Here is a 23,811-nt window from a genome sequence, read left to right on the forward strand (position 1 = left end):
AGGAAACTGTCAAACCTGAAAAAGCTGGATCTTCGTAGAAATCCAGTCCCCATTCCACCTGAGATTTTGGGGCCGAAGGCTTACTACGAAGATCCGGGTGATGTGAATGAAATTCTCGATTTCTATTTTCGGGTGCAAGATCCAGCCGAAACCGAACCCTTTTACGAAGCAAAATTCTTGATTGTTGGCGAAGGAGGAGCCGGTAAGACCTCTTTAGCCAAGAAAATCAAAGACGAAAACTATAAACTCCAGGCGAATGAAAAATCAACTGAAGGCATTGAAGTCATTCAGTGGAACTTTACGCAGCCCGATGGCAAAGATTTTCGCGTCAACATCTGGGACTTTGGCGGTCAAGAAATCTACCACCAAACCCATCAGTTTTTCCTCAGCAAGCGTTCTCTCTATGTTTTAGTTGCTGATACTCGCAAAGAAAACACTGATTTTTACTGGTGGCTTAAGGTTGTCGAACTCTTGAGCGACAAAAGTCCAGTTTTTATCATCAAAAACGAAAAACAAGACCGTCAGTGCGAAGTCGATGGAGGCCAGTTACGAGGAGAATTTGACAACCTGAAAGAAATTCTGCCAACCAATTTAGCTGATAATCGCGGTTTGGCAAAGATTAAAAAGGCTATTCAGCTTTACATCAGCAATCTTGACCACGTTGCTACACCTCTACCAAAACTCTGGGTAAGACTTAGAGCCGCTCTAGAGAACGATTCCCGAAATTACATCAGCGTTGAAGAATACTTTACCCTTTGTCGAGTTAATAAATTAACTGACCGTAAAGACATGCTGCGCTTGAGTAGCTATTTACATGACCTCGGCGTTTGTCTCCACTTTCAAGACGATTCTACACTCAAACACTACGTCATCCTCAAACCGGAATGGGGGACAGCTGCCGTCTACAAAGTTTTGGATAATCAGACTGTTAACCAAAATCTCGGTTGTTTTACCAAGGAAGACCTTAAAGATATTTGGGAAGACGGCGAATATGCTGATATGCGCGATGAACTCCTGCAATTAATGATGCGGTTCAAGCTTTGCTATGAAATTCCTAATCGTCGTGACACTTATATTGCCCCGCAATTACTTTCTATTGAAAAAGCTAAGTATACCTGGGATGACGCTAACAACCTAATCCTGCGTTATACCTATACATTCATGCCCAAAGGCATCCTCACCCGCTTTATTGTCGAGACGCACCCTTGGATTGAACAGCAAAAACTCGTTTGGAAAAACGGTGTTGTTCTCAACAAAGACCAAACTCGTGCAGAAATCATTGAAAACTACAATCAACGGGAAATTAAAATCCGTGTAGCCGGAAACCGTACAAAAGAATTGATGGCAGTCATCACCCATGAACTCGATAAAATCCACAACTCTTATGAACGTTTGCAATATCAAACCCTAGTTCCTTGTAATTGCAAGATTTGCAAAAATTCGCCCACACCTTATTCCTATTCCCTGGACAAGCTCAAAAAACGTTTAGATGCAAACCGCTACAAAGTTGAGTGCGAAAACAGCTATGAAACGGTAGATGTCCGCAGGTTAATCGATGATGTTATGTTCCAAGGTACTAAAGCAGATGGGGAAATCAACCCCAAAGTTGCACAGTTGCAAAGCGAACTGGAGCAAGAGAGAAATGAATCGTTGACGCATCAGTTAGCAGATAGCAAAGAAATTTTCATCTCTTATGCTTGGGGTGGAGAAAGTGAGCAATTTGTCAACCAACTAGATGAGACTTTGCAGGCTAAAGGAATCAAAATCATCCGCGATAAACGCGATTTGGGCTACAAAGGACTGATTAAAGCCTTTATGGAACGGATTGGACGGGGTAAATGTGCGATCGCAGTTATTAGTGACAAGTATTTAAAGTCTCCCAATTGTATGTTTGAGCTAGTACAAATCGCTAAAAATGGAGAATTTGGCGATCGCATCTTTCCTATTGTGTTAGCAGATGCCCAAATTTATAATGCTATTGATCGGCTTAAGTATGTCAAATATTGGGAAAACAAAGTTCAGGAATTGGATGCTGCGTTAAAAGAGGTATCCGCAGCAAACCTAGATGGCTTTCGAGAGGATATCGACCTGTACGCGGAAATTCGCCAATATTTACCACGGCTTGCGAACATTCTCAAAGATATGAACACGCTCACCCCTGGTATTCACAGCGAATCAGACTTTGAGGAATTGCTGAATGCGATCGCAGTCCGTCTAGATGAGTAATATCAAATGTGCCACGAAATTTTTTGCTGTTGTTGCTTAAAACCAATTACCAATCAATACATAGGCAGCCCAGTAACCAGGGCGACTATAATTAGGATATTTGGTTAATAATTTTACTTGAGCGCGACGTAAAGCTTCTGCTTTGGTCGCTTTAGTATTGACTAATTCATTGTAAAATTCACCAATTAAGATGGCAGTAGATTGATCATTGATGTGCCACAGTGAAGCGACTGTGCTACGTGCGCCTGCTTTGATAGCCGCGCCTGCCAACCCTAATGTAGCACGGTTGTCACCTGTGGCAGTCTGACAAGCACTCAAAACTAATAATTCTATGATTTGCGTATTAGTGTCGCTCTGACTGCGGAGTAATTTATCGAACTGTAAAACATTAATAGAACCATCAGAAGCTAGGATAAAAGTATCTTCTGGGCGAGAACTAAATTGCCCGTGAGTCGCCAAATGTAAGACATTAAAAGGAACAGTATTTACATTTTTTTCTAGAGTGTTGCTGGTAAAATCTTGATCTAGTAATGTTTTGGTAGATGCCCCTGTTTGAGCAATGAGGTCAAATTCTAACTTAACTCCTGGTAAGGGTGAGAATGTTGGGAAATCAGGCGGAGGTTGCACTAAACCAGCAGCCAGTACTTTCAATGGTGTTTGAGCTAGAGGTTTGGGTGCTAATAGCTGAAGCCCTAAACTAAGAGCAACAGCGTATTTTTCTACCAAATATTTTTCGCCGTCGTAAAGAGCAGCTAAGGGTATATTTTTTAAGGCTCCGTCTAGCACGAATACCAAAGTATTAACTTTACTTGTAGCTAAATCAGATTCAATAGGTTTAATTAACCAGTTATAGACTTCTTGGGAAAGGGTTCGTACTTCTTCCGTTCTATCGGGTTCTAAAATATATTCCCGCATTTCTGCCAAGGTGCGTTCAACTTCAACCTGGGATTTATTAACTGTATAATGGCGCAGTGGTTGCTGAGGAATTTTAACAATTACTTGCAGTTGTTCTGGCAGAATAATTGGATAAAGTATGGCAGTGTTGGGATTTTCTTTGTCTACTACTTGATCTAAAAGTACCTTTTGTCCTTGTAAACAAGCTTCTCGGAAAAAGTTATCCAGTTCTGCTAACTGTAACGCTTCTATGCGTATTCTAGCTTTATCTAATGTTTTAATGTCGGGTTTTTCTCCAGAATTTTGCAGCAGCAAAACCACCGACTCACGATAAACTGGCTCTACATTATCTCGGAAATTAAACTGTATATCCTGATTGACTGCTACTAAGTCAGTACGCAGCGACTCTAATGTTTCTACAGTTGCATCATAAGCTGCGATCGCTCCGGTAAAATTACCTTGGGCTTTTAATAATCTACCCATCTGCCATTGCCACAAATAAGTAATTTCCGGTGCGTTGCTGGTTTGCGCCAATATCAAAGCCTGTTGTGTGAGGTTAATAGCCTCAGCAAATTGTTGGGTTTTTTCATACAAATTACCCAAATTACCTAAAGCATAGGCTTCGGCTCGGATATCATCCAAACTCCGGGCTTGTTGTACAGCCGTAGCCAGGAGTTGAGCAATTTGGGATTTGGGAGTATTTAAAATAGACAAACTGTGAGCAAAGTTAATCCGGGCGTAAATCGATGGGCGTGAGGGTGGAAGTTGTGCAAGTAGAGATTGAATTTCTGGAATTAAGGTTTGTGTTGCTGTGAATTGTTTTTCCTCAATTAGTAAATTGAGATGATTGAGTTTTGCTTGAACTTTTGTGAGGGGCGAAGTTGATGTATCAAATGTTTGTTGATAAAATGCGATCGCTTGGGGAATTTTTTGTTGATTCCGAGCATTATTCCCTAAACTAAGCAGAGTTGAAGCAATATTTTCTGGTAATTTTAAACTTTGATAAATTGCTAAACTTTGTTCTAAAGCCAGCCGAGATTTTTCTGATTCCCCTACATTTTCTAATGTATCACCAAGGGAAAGTAAAACTGCTGCTTTTGCCAAAGAATCACCTTGAGATGCTAAGGTTTGATTTACCTGTTCTAGTTTTTTAATAGCTTGCTGATTAAACCCTCGGTTTCTTAATGCTTGAGCTTGAGAAAGTAGTGCCAAAGCAATACCGTTTTTATCTCCCAGCTTGGTGTAAATATCTTCAGTCTGTTTCCAAGTACTAAGAGCTGCTTCTAGCTTACCTGTCAAGAGTTGTAAGCGTCCTTGAATATCTAAAGTTTGAGCTAAAACCGCTAAATTTTTATTAGTTGTACCTTGTGGTTGAAAGCCTTGTAAATCTAAACTATTGGTAATAGCAATTTGAGCTTGTTGCCAATCACCAAGTTGTTGATAAGCCAGAGATAGATTACTCAAAGCTACAGATTGTTTTAAAGTATCTCTCTGCTCTTGATATGCTTGGACTGCTTGCTGTAAAACTTGCACCGCCTCAGCAAATCTACCACTTTCATATAATCTTTGGCTTTCGAGAATTTGTGATTGTGAATCTTGATTAATTATTGTGGTTCGAGAAATGTTTGCGATCGCTGGACTCAGCGAAACACATAAGAGTACAGTTAACACAAATAGTAAACAAAAATTAATAATCTTCTTCACTTCTTTTGTGTCTCCATACCTCCGTCGTTAATTAAACCACGGAGTCACACACAACAAGCCCCTTGCAACTAAAAACGTAAAATTTCGCGCTCATATTCTGCTGGTAAAGGTGTGACTTCCCAAACTAACCCTTCACCGGGTTCTAACATCACCTCCACATACAATTCTTCTACAGGCGTTGTTGCTATATCTTCATTATTAGGAAATGGCTGTAAGTCTTCCGTCAGCAGTCTGAGTTGAAACCCTACAGGAATCATATTTTCTGGGTTTGTGTTGCGTAATTCAAAACGCCAAATTTGTTCTTCTGGGTTGCTTTTAGGGAAAACTCGTAATTCATAAGTATTACCAGCTACTAATATTTGTCGAGATAAACCGAGAATAGATGCTTGGCTTTCTAGACTTCTCATCCCTGAAGACAAGGCTGTAAATTGTCGTCGTTCCCAGCCGAGTTGTTGAGCAAAATTTGATACACCTTCTTGCAGCCATTCCCCGATTGATGCTGGTTGGACAATTCCTTGGCGTAATTCATACAAGCGTTGTCGCCAACCGCCATGAGCGATTAATGCTCCCCAAAGGGAAAAAGGGATTTCTAAGCGGGGGAATTTGATATCTGCATTACTTAATCTTTGGAGTAAATTGGCTGCTTGGGTTTGGGGTAAAGGTGGTAGGGGAGCAACCGACGCACGTCTAATTTCTTCAGGATACAATTGACGAGTTACCCAAAGTACATTCAAGTCTGCGATTAAATGATCGGATTCTAAACTGTAAGTGCGATCGCTCTGATCATAAACCCCTAAAGTTTTCAATTGTTGATGAGTTGTGTAGCCCAAAATTCTAATCCACTCCTCATCAGGATTTACTTGCACCGCTAAGTAATAATCCGCCACCCATTCTGGAATATCCACCCATTCTTGAGGTACACGCAATTCATCCACATCCATCGCTAAAGTAGGAAGTAAAAGCAAACGAGAGTTATCAAAACTCATAGCTGTACCATTGACTACTTCCCAAAAACTCGGTAAAGCTGCTGTGTTGGGATGCACTCTAGCATTTGGCGTAATTTCCTCTTGCAACCAAGCTAAAAATGTACTCAAACAGATTTGATTGAGCCAAGCACGCTGATAACCGCCAGGCGTAGAGTAGTTATATTCTACATTTGGCAATGTCTGAATTATTTCTAGCACCAAATCATTATCAACAGTGAAAGCAAGGGAAGCATCAAACATAATCTCAAGAGGTTCTACTTTAAAGGTGTGAGTGGGAGTGGGTATAGTAATTGTTAAGCCATTCTTCTAGACTTTTACTAATGGCATCCAGTACGACGGGCGTAGGGGAGATATGCAAACTATCGATACTCCACTGCGATAGGGTAGTGAGTAATGAGCGTTTAATGGTGGTAAGACGGCGAGAGACTGTGTATTGCTTCATTTCTAGCTGTTGGGCGATTTGTTGTTGAGTTAGCTTTTGCTGATAATAAGCTTGGATTAATTTTTGAGCCTGAATATCCAACGCTGCTAAAGCATCCATCAAAACTTGATTTAATTGTGCTTGTTGTGTTTGTCTAGTTGTAGATTCTTCTTGGGCAATAATTTCGGTAAGTAAGGATGCTGGTAAATCTGCGGGTAATATATCTAATAAATTACCTGATTCTTGCCCATTAATAGGAGCATCTACAGAGACAAACTTGGGGTAAAGAAAGTCTCGTACAGCTTTAGCGCAGGTACTCAGCCATTTTTCCAAAGTTTCTGGAGTCAGTTGGCTCAAGCTTTGTCTATTGTAAAGCTGAGTGATTGTTTGCCATGTAATGGTACTCGGTTTTCCCAACTGACGAATAGTTTGATTGTCACTGGTGTAGAGTTCCTTAAAACATTCCCAAGCTAAGACGTAATTATTGATAATTTGACTATTAAGGCCAGCATTTTTTAAGGAATCTACCAACCGCTTCCGGCTAATTTTATGCAGTAACGCCCAATCTGTGCATATATCTGCTTCCTTTCCTAGACGTAATGAATCTTTGAGGAAACGCTCAAAAGCATATTCTGCATAGCTTTTTAAATTTGTACTGTATTCAGGATTAAAATTTTTGAGAATTTTATAAATGCAAGAAATTGCAATCTGGAAGCAATCAGCGATAGAAAATTGACTGATAAAATTTACGGCTATTTTTCTAGAAACCCAGTAGCATACCTCTTGTAAATAAGCCGAAATATGTCCCACTGCTAAAGGGCTAGATTCTATTTGCCAGATTTTGTACCAATAAAGCACCCAAAAATTATCAGATTTCTGTTGCGGATATTGTTCTAAGCATCTTTTGATACTTCGCTGGAGTTTGCTATCTGTTGCCCAAACGCTGAACCTATCTGCATCAAACTGCACAAAGGTCGAGAAGATTTCAATAATGCCCTGTCGGGGTTGCATAAAAGCTTTTTGAGTATAGGAAATTTAGAGTTTAGGAATTTCTACTTAATTGTAATACGCAGCACTCTGGGTATTTTCCAGATTTTGTAAAAAAAATTTCCTGCTAGGTGCATAAACATATAAAGCCATCGTATACAGCCACAGAGAGACGCAAGCACAGGTTAATACCTGATAGCCCAGGTCAATTTCTGAACATCATTACAAAACATCAAAGGAGAAAAATCATGTCCAATATTGACATTATCCGCGCTTGGAAAGATGAAGAATATCGTAACAGCTTGAGTCAAGAACAGCGATCGCAGTTACCCGAAAATCCAGCTGGGTTGATTGAGCTTCCAGATGAGGTAACGCAAACACTTGCTGGTGGCGGATTTACTAAAGGTGTTACCTGTAAAGGTCGAAAGGGATTTTCTTATGGAATTATTTGCGACATCATCAGAGGATGATCGCATCTCAGTAACATGGCAAAAAGTATTAACAGATTTCTCTAGTGTATTAGCACAGTGCTAACCAAGAAGGGTGAGCCTCTTTGGTTCACCCTTTCTCAACTTTTGTGAACATTCTATAAATTGACTTTGGGAAATTGATCAAGCCATCAGTATCAATGTTCCTTCGAGAAACTATGCCTGATCGAGATAATGCTATGAACAAACAATGGTATCAAGCTCTCACGTTAGCTGAACGTATTGCCTTACCCGGTGTACTTACTCCTAAGACATCCAAACAAGAAATCAATACAAAAATAGCACAGCAACGGATGCAACGCTGGCGGGAACAAAACCCATTTATGAAAGATTCCAACTGGGTGCAGCGTCTAGCGTTGGATGGTATTACCGAGAAAGAATTTCTCAATCTTTTGGGTGAGCCGATTGAGGTTATGTGCGATCGCCTTTCTTCACCTCCAGCATGGTTGTCAGAAATAGAGCAGGCATTTGCTGGACTGGCTAACTCTGATCCTGATATGTTTTTCCCTCCAGAAATACTCAAAGAAGGGACAACTGGTTTTTTATATGCCGTAGAGCCACTAATTAAACAAGGCTTTGACCAACTAGATGAAGAAGTACAAAAACTAATACAGACCCAATCAGAGTTGCCTTTTGACCCTAAAACTGTGATGGAAGTGCTGTTTGCTAACCTTCCCGAGCGATTGCTGGGGATGTTAGACCGGACTATGATTCTGGAGATTAATGTCGCACGACTCCAAGGATTGCTAAATGGTGATACTCCCCTAGAACGATTTCAAAACTTCATAGCGGGTTTCAGACAGAACACTAAAGCTTTGGCCTTATTTCAAGAATATCCAGTTTTAGCTCGCCAAATCAAGATTTGTATTGATAACTGGATAAAGTTCAGTTTAGAGTTTCTTCACCATCTTTGTGCTGATTGGAGTGAGATCCGCAACAGTTTCAGTCCAGAGAATGAGCTAGGACAACTTGTAGAGTTGGAAGGCAGTTCAGGGGATAGCCATCGAGGTGGCCGTTCTGTTTTGATTGCTAAATTTAGCTCTGGGTTACAAATAGTTTATAAACCGAGAACCTTAACTGTTGATGTGCATTTTCAGGAGCTACTAACCTGGCTCAATGAGCGGGGTACTCATCCACAATTTCAAACTTTAAAGATTCTAGACCGCAATTCTTATGGTTGGGTTGAGTTTGTTAGTGCCTCTGGATGTAACACAAAAGCAGAGATAAAACGTTTTTATGAACGTCAGGGTGGCTACTTAGCGTTGCTCTATGCCTTAGAAGCAGCTGATTTTCACAGTGAGAACTTAATTGCAGTAGGTGAGCATCCCATTTTGATTGATTTAGAAGCTCTATTCCATCCTAACTTTGAGAAAGTCGATCTTGTCAAATCAGACCTACTTGCTTACCAAAAAATAGCTTACTCAGTTTTGAGTATTGGATTATTGCCACAGCGAATTTATGCAAATGCTGAGTATGAAGGCATCGACTTAAGTGGTTTGGGGTCTGTACAAGGTCAACTGACTCCTCATCAAGCTCTTTATTTGGAAAAACAGGGAACTGATGAAATGTCTCTGAAGCGCAAGCGGATAGAGATGTCAGGAGATCAGAATCGACCGACTTGGGATGGACAAGAAATAAATGTATTGGAATATACAGATTCACTAATTACTGGGTTTACCAACATTTATCGGTTGCTTTTGACACACCGAGACGAGTTACTGGCTGAAAACGGCCCTTTAGCTCGCTTTGCTGAGGATAAAGTGCGGGCTATTATTCGTTCCACCTATACCTATAGTTTAATATTATCTGAAAGTTTTCATCCCGACGTGTTACGTAATGCCTTAGATCGCGATCGCTTGTTTGACCGTCTCTGGCTAGGAATTGAACAAGAACCACATTTAACTAAAGTTATCACTGCTGAACGCAATGATTTATGGCAGGGTGATATTCCCCTGTTCACAACTCTACCTAATTCGCGGGATCTGTGGAGTAGTTCTGGAGAGCGAATTGCCGATTTTTTTGCAGAATCAGGCATGGCTTTAGTGCAACGCCGTATTCAGCAACTTAATGAAGCTGATTTGACACAACAACTGTGGTTTATTCGGGCTTCTCTAACTACATTGGTAACGGTAGGAGAGCAAACACAATCGCCCAGTTATCTTGTTACTGAAGTGCAGCATCAAGCTAGTCGTGAGCAATTACTGGTAGCAGCACGGGCAGTTGGCGATCGCTTAGAGACACTGGCATTATGTAGTGAACAGGATGCTACTTGGATTGGTTTGCAGCTAACTCCTCAAGAAACATGGTTTCTCACCGCGCTGAACATGGATCTGTATAACGGATTATCGGGAGTGACACTGTTTCTCGCCTATTTGGGTGCTGTTACCGCAGAAGAACGCTATACTAACCTGGCAAAAGCTGCATTGACGACAATCCGTCGCCAGGTAGAGGAGAATAAATCCTTCATCTCATCCGTTGGTACTTTTGATGGGTGGGGAGGAATCATCTATACCCTATCGCATCTGAGTACACTGTGGAATCAACCAACATTGCTGACTGAGGCAGAAAAGATTGTTCAACGTCTCCCTGATTTGATTGAGAAAGACGAACAATTTGATCTTATTAGCGGTGCAGCTGGGTGCATTGGTAGTTTAATTACTCTGTATCGCTGTGCCCCATCTGATCGCACCCTTGCTGCTGCAATCCAATGTGGCGATCGTCTCATCGCCTGCGCTCAACCTATGAAGCACGGTGTTGCTTGGAATACGAAGACATCAACGACAGCACCGTTGGCAGGGTTTTCTCATGGTGTAGCGGGGATAGCTTGGGCGCTGCTAGAGTTGGCATCATTAACTGGTGAACAGCGTTTTCAAACCACCGCTCTGGCTGCCATTGAGTATGAACGCAGCCTTTTTGATCCTGAAGTGGGAAACTGGCTAGATTTACGCAATTTTACGGCTCAAGTCATCGAAAAAAATAACAACCAACATACTTGCATGACGGCGTGGTGTCATGGCGCATCGGGAATTGGGCTGGCTCGCTTACGTTGCCTTCCGCATCTCGGCGATCGCAAAGTGCGTTCCGAAATTAACACAGCCCTAAAAACCACCATAGCTCATGGATTTGGTGACAATCACTCTCTCTGTCATGGAGATTTGGGCAACCTAGAATTGCTGTTGCAAGCCAGTCTCACCCTTGATGATCCTCAATGGAAAACTCAAGTTGATCGCTTTGCCGCCATCATCCTCGAAAGTATTAATAAACACGGTTGGCTTTGTGGCGTTCCCTTGGAAGTTGAGACACCAGGACTGATGACTGGACTAGCAGGTATTGGTTATGAATTACTGCGCCTAGCAGCACCAGAGAGTGTTCCTTCGGTATTAGGACTAGAACCTCCCAAGCTGAACAGCCCAGTGCAGAGACAAATCGAGTATGCAACACTACCCAATAACTGACAATGAAATTCCAGCTTATTCAACAGCATAGTGAAGAAGACTGTGGTGCTGCAAGTCTTGCTTCAATTGCTAAATATTATGGCAAAACCTTCACCATCAGCCGATGTCGGGAAGCTGTAGGCACAAGACAGCAAGGAAGCACCCTCTTAGGATTGAAACAAGGAGCAGAAGCCCTTGGTTTCAACGCAAGGGCAGTGAAAGTAACTTTAGAAACTTTCAACGAAAAAGACATTCCTCTACCAGCTATCATCCACTGGAAAGGTTATCATTGGGTAGTTTTGTACGGCAAGCGGGGCAATAAATACGTCGTTGCTGACCCTGGTGCAGGCATCCGTTATCTGGAAAAAAAGTGGCTTCTCGAAGGATGGACAAACGGGGTAATGCTTCTTCTAGAACCAGATCCAGTCCGCTTTTTTACTCAAGAAGATGAACAAGAGAAAATTGGCGGTTTTGGAGGCTTCCTACGGCGTGTTTGGCCTTATCGTGCCATTCTTGCTCAAACTTTATTACTCAACTCGGTTTTAGGTTTACTCTCCCTCGCCTCTCCCTTCCTGTTGCAAATTCTCACCGATGACGTGCTAGTTCGTGGAGATACCCAACTTCTGACTAGCGTTGCCATTGCCGTCATCGTCATGCATCTAGTTAGCAGTAGCCTGAAGTTAGCACAATCAAATCTTGTCGCTCACTTTGCCCAACGTCTGCAACTAGGACTAATTTTTGAATTCGGACGACAAATTCTGCGCTTACCTTTAAGTTACTATGAATCCCGTCGCAGTGGCGAAATTGTCAGTCGCCTAGAAGATATTCAACAAATTAACCAGTTAATTTCTGAAGCTGTTGTGAGTTTGCCCAGCCAGTTGTTTATCGCCTTAGTTTCCTTAAGCTTGATGCTGTTCTACAGTATAAAACTCACAGTATTAGCTGGGGCGATCGCTCTTTTAATGACTCTCTCAACAGTAATTTTCTTACCCACCCTCCAGCAAAAAATTCGCAGCGTTTTGGTCTTATCAGCCGAAAATCAAGGTGTTTTGGTAGAAACTTTCAAAGGTGCTATTACCCTGAAAACTACTGCCGCCGCTCCGCAATTCTGGGAAGAATTTCAGAGCCGATTTAGTCGCCTTGCTAACCTTACCTTCCGTACTATTCAAATTGGTCTTGTCAACGGCATTTTCTCAAACTTAGTATCCAGCATCGGTAGCATAGCTTTACTCTGGTTTGGCAGTACTCTAGTGATTAGTCAGGAATTATCTATTGGGATGCTTCTGGCATTTAATAGCATGAATGGTAACTTTACTAGCTTTATTGAAACCACTATCAGCTTTGTTGATGAATTCACTCGTGCCAAAACTGCTACTCAACGCCTCACTGAAGTTATTGACGCTACCCCAGAAACTCTAGATAATAGCCAAAAGCCTTGGGTAAAAATTCAGAGCAACGCAGATATCATTTGTACCAACCTCAATTTTCATCATGCAGGCAGAGTTGAACTGTTGCAAGATTTCTCTCTAACTATTCCTGGTGCCCAAGTAATTGCCCTAATCGGCAAATCTGGCTGCGGTAAAAGCACCCTAGCTAAATTGATTGCAGGTTTATATCAACTCCAGTCTGGCAATATTCGCTTTGGCATTTACAACCTAGAAGACCTTTCTCTAGATTGCTTCCGCCAACAAGTGGTTCTAGTTCCTCAAGATGCACACTTTTGGAGTCGGTCGATTATGGAAAATTTCCGTTTAGGTTCGCCTCACATTACCTTTGAGCAGATTGTGCAAGCTTGCCAGATTGCTGGGGCTGATGAGTTTATCAGCAACCTTCCCGACAAATATCAAACTGTCTTAGGAGAATTTGGTGCGAATCTCTCTGGTGGACAACGGCAGAGATTAGCTATTGCCAGAGCCATAGTTAATAACCCGCCAGTGCTGATTTTAGATGAATCTACTGGCGCACTCGACCCAGTTAGTGAAGCCGAAGTATTAAACCAGTTGCTAACTCACCGCCAAGGTCAAACCACTATTTTAATCAGCCACCGTCCCAAAGTTATCCAGCAAGCTGATTGGATTGTCATGCTGGAAAAAGGACAACTGAAAATTCAAGGTTCTCCAGAGGTTCTGTGTCATCAAGCTGGTGAGCATTTAGATTTTCTCGACGGGGTTGATTTATCGAGAGTCAATGGTTTCGGCAAAAATCTTGCCAACTTTCATCTGAATGGAAGTCCCCCAACTAGCATTCGCTAATCTCTACCCAGAAAACTGTCATGCTTAACCAGATTAACGCCGACTCTCTGCCCCTAGTTGAAAGCAATGAATTCCTCCCGCCGATTGGTAATTGGGCGAGATTAGGCGGTTTGGTACTCGTCGCTGCTGTTGGCGGAGCGATCGCACTATCTTCTATGATCGAATATAAAGTAACCGTTAAAGGGCAGGCAAGTATCCGACCCACAGGAGAATTGCGGCTTGTGCAAGCAGCGACAGAAGGTCAGGTAACAAACATATTTTTTAAAGAAAATCAGGTAGTGAAAAAGGGAGACGTGCTAGCCACTATTGATGATTCCCGCCTGCAAACTCAAAAAAGCCAACTGCAAAGCAACATCCAGCAGACGCAACTGCAACTATTGCAAATCGATGCCCAAATTCAAGCTTTGAACCGTCAAATTAAAGCGGAAACTGAGCGCAAAAACCGTGCGGTTATTTCGGCTCAAGCTGCATTCAATCGCTCTCAACGCAATTATCAAGATCAGCAAATTACTGTCAAAGCAGAAGTAGAAGAAGCCGAGGCGAACTTAAAAAGAGCGCAAAATGAATGGTCTCAAGCACAGGTAGAACTGCGTTCATCGCGTGCAAATCTCCAGTCAACCGAGGCGGCGATGAGCGCCGCTCAAGCCAAACGCGATCGCTATCAAAAAGTAGTTGAAGCCGGTGCTTTGTCTCTGAATCAATTAGAAGAAGTGCAGTTAGATGTTGCTCAACAAAAACAAGAGGTTGAGGTGCGACGAGCTACTGTTGAAGCGCAACAGCAAATTATTGCCCAGCGACAACAAGCGATCGCCGCCGAGCAAGCAAAACTGCGCCGCGTTAAAGCTGCTCTCAATCCCAGTGATTCCGAAATTGCGATCGCTAAAGAGACTATTGCCCAAGAAAGTGCTAGCGGTCAAGCCACTCTCGCCATCCTCAATCGAGAATGGGAAGCTTTGTTTCAGCAGAGGATTCAAATGAAAAATCAGATCCAGCGTGACACCAGGGAACTACAACAAGTACAAAGCAACCTTAGCCAAACTAAAATTACAGTCACCGAAGACGGGATTCTCTCTCAACTAAATCTACGAAATCCCGGTCAATCAGTGCGTCTGGGTGAAGAAATTGCTCAAATTGTCCCTAGCAATGCTCCTTTAGTCATCAAAGCCTCCGTCTCCCCTGATGATGTTAGTAAATTGGCAAAAGGTCAAAAAGTCCAGATGCGGGTTTCTGCCTGTCCCTATCCCGACTACGGGACTCTTAAGGGTGTTGTCAGCCAAATTTCTGAAGATACGATCAAATCTCAAGGGAATCAGCTTGTGTCCACAGTCGCCAATGTTTCTAATTCCATGCAGAGTAGTAGTGCAAGTTCTTTCTATGAGGTAACAATACTCCCAGAAAGCCTGTTCTTAGGTAAAAGCAACCATCAGTGTACTATTCAACCGGGAATGCAGGGAAAAACTGATATTATTTCTCGTGAAGAGACAGTTTTGAAATTCCTACTCAGGAAAGCGAGGTTAATTGCAGATTTGTAAGACGTTTTTGCACTAATAGGGGAAATGGAAATATACGTATTTAGGATTGTCGTAACTTGAGAAGTTTATGAGTTAAGACTTTTGTTGAACCCATTTTGTAACAAAGTTAATTTATATATATTTGTGAAGACTCAGACACCTATGCACCAAAAAAAATCGTATAAATATTTCGAATTTGATGCAAATCTTCATAAAAAAATAGAAAAATGCAGTAATAATACGGTGTTTTGTGGTTTAATTAGGCTAAAGCACTCAACTAAAAAGAATATTTAATGTAACTTTTTGGAATTCAAAACTATAAATCATATTAATCTGCTTTTTTTCTAAATTTAATACTTTCTTAAGCAGCATTTTAAACATAACCAATTTAAATTACATAACTATTGGAGGTAAATCGATGAAATTTTTGATGACTTTCACAATAGCTAGCACGATTATTACATCAACTTTTGTGCAGCCAGCAATAGCTCAATGGAGAACAGGAAACACCTATTCAGAAATGGGAGAAAATCAAGCAGGTGTTCTGTCTCAATTCAGCTTAGTGAATAAAACAAAAAATTTTAAGTCTATAAATGATGAAGCTAAAAATAATCCTAATTTAGGAATCTTTCGAGGAGCAATAGAAAATTATCAGTATGGATTAGCTTGGGCTTGTAGTACTACATTTCCAGGTATTTATGACGATAAAGGGAATCTATTACCTCCTTGTAATTCTGGCACCCGTGGCACTCCTCCTACTTCTTCTCGAAGTGTTTATTTTTTCGATAATTCTGGGTTTCTACTTTTAATAAAGCCTTTTAATCCATCTACTGTAGGATTTAATGGAGATTTATATGCTGAACTGATACCAAACGATCCTCTTTTTGGGGGCAAGCGTAATACTATTGGTTATAAAATTTTTAAACCAGGACAAAAACAAGCTGTTCAAACTTATAGATTAGACTTATCTGCTTTAGATATTAATCAAGACAAAGCTATTAATGATTTAGCATATATACTACAAAAAGATTTGTTATCTAAAGCTATTGCAGTGAAAAGTTCGCCTCCTGATAATAAACCCCGGCTATCTTCATTAGCAAATATTCTTCTACAACAACGTTTTAAAAAAGGAATACCTCCAGTTTTTAAACAACCTTAATAAATAAATATGAGGAGGCAAGTTGATAAAATTAATGATGGCTTTAAATATAGCATTATTTGGTAAATACTTCCTCCTAAAGCGCAAGTTTAATCTTAATAAATCATCACGAAGCAAGGGAAATATCAATAAATTTAACATTTAGAAATTTTGATGATATTTTTGTGTATTTTTTTAAAGAAATACACAAAAATAATGCAATATATCAAAATATATAAATTTTAACTATGGGTCGTGATTATGCAAAATTTTATTACTAAATTATCTCTAGTCAATTGCGGTTTTATATTTTATATACTAACCTCTACACCAACTATAGCTCAGATAATTCCAGATCAAACTTTACAGAATAACTCCATCGTTCCACCAAATTGTACGAATTGTGAAATTACGGGTGGGACGACGGTTGGTAACAATCTGTTTCATAGTTTTGAGAAACTTTCGATTCCTACAAATGGCGTTGCATACTTTCAAAATGATGCAAATATACAAAATATTATTAGTCGGGTTACAGGTCAATCTCAGTCTATTATTGATGGATTAATCCGTACTAATAATCGCGCGAACTTATTTTTAATCAACCCAAATGGAATTATTTTTGGTAATAACGCTTCTCTCAGTGTTGGTGGGTCATTTATTGCGACTACAGCCAATAGAATGAAATTTGCTGATGGCTCTGAATTTTTAGCTACACCAACCCAGGCTAACTCTCTATTGACTATCAGTGTGCCTGTGGGTTTAGGTTTTGGGGAAGTACCAGGAAAAATCGTTAATCAAGCGATCGCACTTGGTTTACAAGTACCCTCAGCTAAAACTCTAGCACTTATTGGTGGCGAATTAGCTTTAGAGGGAGGCTTTTTAACAACACCAGGAGGAAGAATTGAGTTAGGGAGTGTCTCAGGTAATAGTTTCGTTAACCTCACACCTATAGATAAAGGTTGGTTTTTAGATTATGAGGGTGTGCAAAACTTTCAAGACATCACGCTGTCTCAAGCAGCCTATGTTGGTTCTAGCGATTTCCTCGGTGCTGATATGCAAATACAGGGAAGGCGCATTAATATAACCGAAGGTAGTCAGGTGAGTTCTGTAGCTGGTGTTAATGGACAAGCAGCTAATTTGAATATACGTGCTTCAGAACAATTGGAGTTAGTAGGAATAACAGGAGATTCATACCCAACAGCTATTTTTAATGAAGTTGAGGATGACGTTTCAGGGGAAGGAAAGACTCTGACAATTGAAACTCGGCGTTTAATTGTGCAAGGTGGCGCACAGATATCAACTACTACTTATGGTGCAGGTCAAGGAATTGACTTATCAGTAAAAGCTCTAGAATTTATTCAACTTGTAGGTAACTCACTTAGATTTCCCAGTGGCTTATTTGCTAGAGTACAAGCAAGAGCTACAGGCGATGGTGGAGGATTGACAATTGAAACAGAAAATCTACGGGTTCAAGGTGGAGCGCAAGTTTCCACTGATACTAGAGGTGCAGGTAAAGCTGGAGAATTACGAGTGATAGCTTCTGAGTCAGTAACATTGGAGGGAAGGCGACCAGATGGCTTAGTAGGTAGCGGTTTATTTGCTCAAGTAAGTACAGGTGCTACAGGTGATGGTGGCATTTTAACTGTGAATACTCAAAAATTAAATGTTTTGGGTGGAGCGCAGATTTCCACATCTGCACGTAGTGGTGGAAAAGGAGGAACTTTAACTATCGATGCCACTGATTCTATTTTAGTGAGTGGCACGGCTGCGATCGCAGATGATTTTAGCAGAAGTAACATCCTCGTTTCTGCTGAACGAGGAGCTACCCGCGATGCTGGAGAATTGAACATTACCACTAATACTCTAATTGTAGAAAATGGAGGCAGAATATCAGCAGACAATTTCGGTTCTGCTCAGGGAGGAATTGCCAATATAAAGGTGAGACAGTTCCTCATTCGTAATGGTGGGGAAGTAAGAGCAGGCTCATTTAGTGGTGGCGCAGGTAGAACTTTAGATATTAATGCTACAGAGTCTGTTGATGTTTTTGGAGTTGGCAATATTGGCGGTGAAGAAGTAGCCAGTACCTTATTCTCCCAAGCCCAAGGAAGCGGCAAAGCTGGAAGTTTATTTGTCAACACACCAATTTTGAATGTCCGTGAGCGAGGTGAAGTCACTGTCAGCGCTACAGGGACTGGTACAGCAGGTAATTTAACTGTAAACGCCAACACAATTCGTCTCCATCAAGGTCGACTCACCGCAGAAACTAATGCCGGTGAAGGTGCAAATATTAGTTTAGAAAACGTAGAATTTTTATTTCTGCAAAATCAAAGTCTAATTTCTGCTCAAGCTTTCAATAATGCTAAAGGAGGTAACATCACCATTAATGCATCTGATGGCTTTATTATTGCTTCTCCCAACCAAAATAATGATATTGTCGCCAATGCTTTTCAAGGACAAGGTGGCAATATTAACATTAATGCTCAGAGTATTTTTGGTCTAGAAAAACGTTCATCAACGCCACCAAATAACACCAACGATATTGACGCTAGTTCCCGTTTTGGTTTAACAGGTACAGTCATAATTAATACGCTAGATGTAGACCCCAGTCGTGGCTTAGTAGAGTTACCTAACAATTTCACGGATGCGTCACAACAAATTGTCTCTAGTTGTAACCCCGGAAATCCTGCTAGACGTAGTTCTTTTACTGTCACAGGAAGGGGAGGAATTGCCCGCAGTCCAATGGAACCATTTCAGGGTGAAGTATCTACAGCAAGATGGATAACATTAGATACGATAAATGAGCGTCAAAACAGTAATATGAGCAACGAAAGTCTTCAATCTCCCATACCGGAAATAGTCGAAGCGCAAGGCTGGATTGTCGATAAAAACGGTACTGTATCTCTAGTAGCTCAAGCCCCAAATATTACGCCTCGTGGTTTGTCTGTTTCTAGTGGTGTTTGCTCGGTTAAGTGATGTCAGAATTTTTCATGCGACAAAACTCGATTTTTTACAAACTATTTCAACAATTTCCCACCCTTTTATTTGAATTATACTTATACTTACCAATTTGATTCAGTAGCTATCAAAAAACCCAAATTACACAGTTAAATTTTACCAGGTGACTGATTTGCAGTCGTGGTTAGAAGCGAGTTGAGGCTCATTAACTGCATATACTCTGACAACAGTCGTATCTAGTAGCATAAGTAATTACGCAAAATTAATTACAGTCATTGCGAGCGAAGCGTTCGCGGAGCGTCTCGTAGAGATAGCAATCCCAGCCCTTGCGATTGCTTCATTTCGCTTCGCTGCATTCGCAATGACATTATGTAATTAATTATGTTTACCTACTTAATATCTTGTATTAAAGTAAGTTACGTTGCCATATCTGGAGTACTAACGTTGAGTAAGTTAGTAGTTTTAAAGTTAGGTACGGGAAGTTTTGAAGTGGGATTTCCTGTAACATTGCAAATTGGTGATGAAAATGTCAGGCCAATTGTAGAGATTAGTGGCGAACTACCGCCAGACCCAGAAATTCCCCTTTGTTACCATCAATGGCAGTCTATTTACTGTAAACTTAAATTTCCTGGTCGCCCGATTGGTATTCCCAAACAATCAAAACAAACCCCTTCCTTAGAAGATTGCCAAAAAGCTGCGGATAGTTTGAGAATCCGCTTAAATATCTGGCTATCGTCCCATTGTTTTCGCTCTATCCGCGAAAAATGGCTGGAAAAGCTGCTACCAGAAGACCATATCCGCGTACTACTCCAAACCAATGACTTGAGATTGCAAAAACTCCCTTGGCATTTGTGGGATTTATTAGAACGTTATCCCAAAGCCGAAATTGCTCTGAGTGCGCCTAATTATGAACAAGTTAGCCGCAATTCGCACCCTCAATCGCAGGTGAAAGTTTTAGCAATTTTGGGTAACAGTCAGGGAATTGATATCCAAGCTGACAGTCAGCTTCTTAAAAAATTACCTTATGCAAATACTACTTTTTTAGTCGAGCCATCAAGTAAAGACCTCACTGACCAGCTATGGGAACAAGACTGGCAGATTTTATTTTTCGCCGGACATAGTGCTACTGATGGAAGCGGTAATGAAGGGAAAATTTATATTAATCAAACAGAAAGTTTGACAATTAATCAATTAAAGTATGGTTTGCGAAAAGCAGTAGAACGAGGGTTACATTTAGCAATTTTTAACTCCTGTGATGGTTTGGGTTTGGCGCGGGAGTTTGCAGATTTGCATATACCCCAAATCATTGTTATGCGAGAACCAGTTCCTGATAGGGTGGCGCAAGAATTTTTGAAGTATTTTTTAGAAGCTTTTGCCTGTGGTAAATCTTTATACATAGCAGTCAGAGAAGCGCGGGAACGGTTGCAAGGACTAGAAACTCAATTTCCCTGTGCTACTTGGTTGCCTGTAATTTATCAAAATCCAGCAACAATGCCTTTACTGTGGCAAGAATTGCACGTCAACCAGAATAGTCAAGAAATAATACCCGTACCCAAAACTCCAACTAGGGAAGGTATCAATCTACGACAAGCTTTGTCTGCGGTCATGCTTGCCAGCATAGTCATTACACCATTGTTAATGGGAGTACGGTATTTTGGTTTACTGCAATCATGGGAGTTAACGGCATTTGACCATCTGTTACGTCTGCGCCCCCAGGAAAAACCAGATTCTCGCATACTGGTAATTACAGTTACCGAAGAAGATGTACAAGCCCAATCTCCCAATCGACGGGGGTCTTTATCAGATGAGGCTTTAGATAAGTTATTAGCAAAATTGGAGGCATATCAACCACGGGTGATTGGTTTGGATATATACCGCGATTATGCTGTACAGCCAGCTTATCCAAAATTGGCAGAACGGATGAGAAATAGCGATCGCTTTGTGGCAGTATGTCAAGTTAGTAACCCCCAAACTAGCAAACCAGGCATCAAACCACCACCAGAAATTTCTCCCGACGCTCTCGGCTTTAGTGATATCGTCATCGATGCTGATAATGTGGTACGGCGGCATCTGTTGGCGTTAACTCCCCCTCCCTCATCTCCCTGTACTGCACATTATGCCTTAAATGTGCAGTTGACATTACGTTATTTATATGCACAAGGAATTAAGTTACAATTTAGCCCTGATGGTGTATGGCAATTAGGTAAGCTTACCTTAAAACCAATTGAGGCTCATACCGGAGGCTACCAAGGTATTGATGCGTTGGGACACCAAATTTTACTTAATTATCGTTCTTTTTCTAATTTAGAAGCGATCGCACCCCGCATTACCCTACAACAAGCGCTGTCTGGTAAACTAAAAGCCGATGCAGTTAAAGACCGGATAGTTTTAATTGGTACAACAGCTGAAAGTTTTCGTGATTATTCATTGACTCCCTACGCTTCTTCTCAAGGTAAATCACAGGAAATAGCAGGAGTTTTTTTACAAGCACAGATGGTAAGTCAGTTATTGAGTGCGGCTTTAGATGGGCGGACTCTTTTATCGACTTGGGATGTATGGAGTGAAGTGATGTGGGTTTGGGGTTGGGCTATCACAGGGGGTTTGCTTGCAGCTTATCTGCGCTCAAGTACTGCTTTGGCCTTGGCAATAGGGGTAGCATTCCTGAGTTTATACGGTTTTTGCCTGATATTCTTAATACTATATAGTTATTGGCTTCCCTTCGTACCTGCGGCGATCGCTTTAGGAAATAGTGCTGTTATCTTAGTAGCCTTCATAAAACCTATCAAAGAATCATAAAAATATCTTTTTGCCTAACAACAAATTATGAAAAACCTTCAATTAACCATAGCCTTGGTGATAGCATTCACTAGTAATATATCCTACCCTCTACAACTCCAGGCGTTACCAGTTAATAATCATCTGGCCTCAGTCAAATTTATCCCACCACCGCCACCGCCAGACCGAAGTGCAGCAGGTTCTAGAGGTGGGGCTGCAAGCCGTGGATGCGATGCAGCGAATCAAACGGTAACAGCCTTAGTACCCACCTATCAACAAACTCTTAACCAGAATAAGCAAGCAGTTGTTCCCATAACTCAAGTTTGGGGTTTAACAAACGCTGAACATCCTTACTTCTTATTTTTTGTTCCCTACAAAGCCTCATCTATAGCCAACATAGAATTTGTTTTGCAAGAGCGAACCAATAACAAAAGCCAAACTTTATACCGAACTTATCTGATCCCACCAGAATCACCAGGAATTATTAGCGTTCATTTTCCGCCAAATGAAAGTTCTTTGCAGGTGGGGAAAATGTATCACTGGTTTTTTAAGGTAAGGGTTCAATGCGACCATAAACAACCTACAAAACTGGATTATGTAGATGGTTGGGTGCAAAGGGTTAACCAAAATACAACATTAACAGAACAACTTAAACAAGCAACACCCCAACAAAAAGCGACGCTTTATGCAGCAAATGGTATTTGGTACGATGCTGTCGTGAGTTTGGCACAATTACGCCATAGCAATCCCCAAAATGAGATTTTACTAGCAGAGTGGAAATCTTTGCTTTATTCAGTTGGCTTAGAAGAAATAGCTAATCAACCACTGATTAATTGTTGCCAACCCCGTTTTAATGATCCTAATTAATTGAGTAAAAAGCTCAATTTATGGGCTTGAACCATTTTTGAGTGTAGCATTCAGTACATCAATTAGTTGCTAAATTTGAACTAGCGATCGCCTAATATCATGTCCGGCAAATTACTTGTGATATGTCATTGCGAGTGCAACGAAGTGGAAGGAAGCAATCGCAAGGCTTTTGGGATTGCTTCACTTCGTTCGCAATGACAATTATTTAACCGGACATGATATAACTCATAACAATATAGATTTCAGCGTGTTATTTAATTCACTTAGTAACAGTGTATTAGTTTACACTGTTATAAATATAGTATTGCTAAATCATAAATGCAGCTAATACTACTACCAGAAAATCACTAAAATACTGATGCCAAAATATGCAGACACAAAACTATAGGTCTGGATTAAAGTAAAGCTTGATGAATTATTTGATCAATACTGATTACCTGAAGCGTTATGACCTTAAGATTTTCTCAAGATATAAAGTCATTATTGCAACATTTAGCTGAAAAACCTCTGACTCTAGGTGATGTGATTTCTGAAACCTCAGAACGAGGTTTTAGCTTAGTGATTGCATTGTTGGTGTTACCATTTTTGATACCCACGCCACCGGGGTTAAGCACTCCTCTCGGTATAGCTTGTTTGTTGATGTCAGGACAGATGGCTTTGGGGAGGCGTACACCGTGGCTGCCGAAAAAAATTGCCAGCCTTAAATTCCCTAATTGGTTTGCTCAAACACTGTTGAAAAATTTACAACGTGTGACCAAAGTCTTAGAAAAAATCTCCCGTCCGCGTTTTCAGAAGGTTGCCGAAAATCCCTTAATTTGGCGGTTCAATGGGATATGTCTCACCTGGTTGGCAATATTACTAATGTCGCCATATCCTCCTGCTACAAATCCTATTCCTGCTGTGGGAATGTTACTTTTAGCAGTTGCAACTATCGAATCTGACGGTATATTGATGTGCTTAGGCTATGTAGCCACCGTTTTGAATACCTTGTTTTTCGGTTTTGCCTTTTACCTTTTATATACTGGGGCTACCTATTTGTTACCTAATCTTTTTCGGTAAACTAATCACTTTTAGGCATTATCTGATGAAACCATAGTCGAAAATTGGAACTCGCCAAACAGACACATCTGCTTGATACAGTTGTAGTAATAAGTATTTAGCTTTACCAACATA

Annotated in this window: 13 protein-coding genes and 1 pseudogene; 11 read left to right on the top strand and 3 right to left on the bottom strand. The window is 40.9% G+C overall.

Annotated elements, in window-relative coordinates:
* The coding region (locus VB732_RS10790) for a COR domain-containing protein (RefSeq protein ID WP_323230830.1) at positions 1–2,226 on the top strand (2,226 nt) is incomplete at its 5' end.
* 36 nt (positions 2,227–2,262) lie between these two features.
* Here the strand turns inward: VB732_RS10790 and VB732_RS10795 are convergent.
* From VB732_RS10795 to VB732_RS10805, 3 genes are all read right to left on the bottom strand, one after another.
* Positions 2,263–4,791: a CHAT domain-containing protein gene (locus tag VB732_RS10795; protein WP_323230831.1), complete on the bottom strand. Its 2,529-nt coding sequence runs from the start codon at positions 4,789–4,791 to the stop codon at positions 2,263–2,265.
* Positions 4,792–4,892: 101 nt separating this feature from the next.
* The gene (locus VB732_RS10800) at positions 4,893–6,050 is read right to left on the bottom strand and encodes a DUF1822 family protein (protein ID WP_323230832.1); all 1,158 of its coding nucleotides are present in this window, start codon (positions 6,048–6,050) and stop codon (positions 4,893–4,895) included.
* Between the two features lie 19 nt (positions 6,051–6,069).
* Positions 6,070–7,242 (bottom strand): sigma-70 family RNA polymerase sigma factor, encoded by a 1,173-nt coding sequence (locus tag VB732_RS10805; protein ID WP_323230833.1) that lies wholly within the window; start codon positions 7,240–7,242, stop codon positions 6,070–6,072.
* A 224-nt stretch (positions 7,243–7,466) separates the two neighbouring features.
* Between VB732_RS10805 and VB732_RS10810 the strand changes: the two genes are divergently transcribed.
* The 10 genes and pseudogenes from VB732_RS10810 (at position 7,467) to VB732_RS10855 (ending at position 23,697) form a co-directional block, all read left to right on the top strand.
* A complete protein-coding gene (locus VB732_RS10810) occupies positions 7,467–7,688 on the top strand; it encodes a mersacidin/lichenicidin family type 2 lantibiotic (protein WP_323230834.1) in 222 nt (73 codons plus the stop codon).
* 176 nt (positions 7,689–7,864) lie between these two features.
* Positions 7,865–11,161 carry a type 2 lanthipeptide synthetase LanM family protein gene (locus VB732_RS10815; protein ID WP_323230835.1) on the top strand — a complete coding sequence of 1,099 codons (3,297 nt, stop codon included), beginning with the start codon at positions 7,865–7,867 and terminating at the stop codon, positions 11,159–11,161.
* A 2-nt stretch (positions 11,162–11,163) separates the two neighbouring features.
* Positions 11,164–13,392: a peptidase domain-containing ABC transporter gene (locus VB732_RS10820; protein WP_323230836.1), complete on the top strand. Its 2,229-nt coding sequence runs from the start codon at positions 11,164–11,166 to the stop codon at positions 13,390–13,392.
* A gap of 20 nt (positions 13,393–13,412) precedes the next feature.
* Positions 13,413–14,924 carry an HlyD family secretion protein gene (locus VB732_RS10825; protein WP_323230837.1) on the top strand — a complete coding sequence of 504 codons (1,512 nt, stop codon included), beginning with the start codon at positions 13,413–13,415 and terminating at the stop codon, positions 14,922–14,924.
* A gap of 397 nt (positions 14,925–15,321) precedes the next feature.
* Positions 15,322–16,062: a hypothetical protein gene (locus tag VB732_RS10830; RefSeq protein ID WP_323230838.1), complete on the top strand. Its 741-nt coding sequence runs from the start codon at positions 15,322–15,324 to the stop codon at positions 16,060–16,062.
* Positions 16,063–16,302: 240 nt separating this feature from the next.
* Positions 16,303–19,014, top strand: coding sequence for an S-layer family protein (locus VB732_RS10835; RefSeq protein ID WP_323230839.1), 2,712 nt, complete (start codon positions 16,303–16,305; stop codon positions 19,012–19,014).
* 14 nt (positions 19,015–19,028) lie between these two features.
* Positions 19,029–19,137: pseudogene (locus VB732_RS10840) on the top strand (DUF2887 domain-containing protein); the annotation flags it as partial.
* Positions 19,138–19,440: 303 nt separating this feature from the next.
* On the top strand, positions 19,441–21,792 hold the full coding sequence (locus VB732_RS10845) for a CHASE2 domain-containing protein (RefSeq protein WP_323230911.1): 2,352 nt from the start codon (positions 19,441–19,443) through the stop codon (positions 21,790–21,792).
* Positions 21,793–21,819: 27 nt separating this feature from the next.
* Positions 21,820–22,638, top strand: a complete 819-nt coding sequence (locus tag VB732_RS10850; RefSeq protein ID WP_323230840.1) for a DUF928 domain-containing protein — start codon at positions 21,820–21,822, stop codon at positions 22,636–22,638.
* A 447-nt stretch (positions 22,639–23,085) separates the two neighbouring features.
* Positions 23,086–23,697, top strand: a complete 612-nt coding sequence (locus VB732_RS10855) for an exopolysaccharide biosynthesis protein (protein ID WP_323230842.1) — start codon at positions 23,086–23,088, stop codon at positions 23,695–23,697.
* The last annotated feature ends 114 nt before the right edge of the window (positions 23,698–23,811 follow it).

Origin of the sequence: Nostoc sp. UHCC 0252, assembly GCF_034931145.1 — a bacterium.
Taxonomy (GTDB): Bacteria; Cyanobacteriota; Cyanobacteriia; order Cyanobacteriales; family Nostocaceae; genus Nostoc.

Bases quoted from the DNA above. Each gene is read 5' to 3' on its own strand.
- VB732_RS10800 (WP_323230832.1), bottom strand. From the start codon at position 6,050: ATGTTTGATGCTTCCCTTGCTTTCACTGTTGATAATGATTTGGTGCTA.
- VB732_RS10805 (WP_323230833.1), bottom strand. From the start codon at position 7,242: ATGCAACCCCGACAGGGCATTATTGAAATCTTCTCGACCTTTGTGCAG.
- VB732_RS10810 (WP_323230834.1), top strand. From the start codon at position 7,467: ATGTCCAATATTGACATTATCCGCGCTTGGAAAGATGAAGAATATCGT.
- VB732_RS10815 (WP_323230835.1), top strand. From the start codon at position 7,865: ATGCCTGATCGAGATAATGCTATGAACAAACAATGGTATCAAGCTCTC.
- VB732_RS10820 (WP_323230836.1), top strand. From the start codon at position 11,164: ATGAAATTCCAGCTTATTCAACAGCATAGTGAAGAAGACTGTGGTGCT.
- VB732_RS10825 (WP_323230837.1), top strand. From the start codon at position 13,413: ATGCTTAACCAGATTAACGCCGACTCTCTGCCCCTAGTTGAAAGCAAT.
- VB732_RS10830 (WP_323230838.1), top strand. From the start codon at position 15,322: ATGAAATTTTTGATGACTTTCACAATAGCTAGCACGATTATTACATCA.
- VB732_RS10835 (WP_323230839.1), top strand. From the start codon at position 16,303: ATGCAAAATTTTATTACTAAATTATCTCTAGTCAATTGCGGTTTTATA.
- VB732_RS10850 (WP_323230840.1), top strand. From the start codon at position 21,820: ATGAAAAACCTTCAATTAACCATAGCCTTGGTGATAGCATTCACTAGT.
- VB732_RS10855 (WP_323230842.1), top strand. From the start codon at position 23,086: ATGACCTTAAGATTTTCTCAAGATATAAAGTCATTATTGCAACATTTA.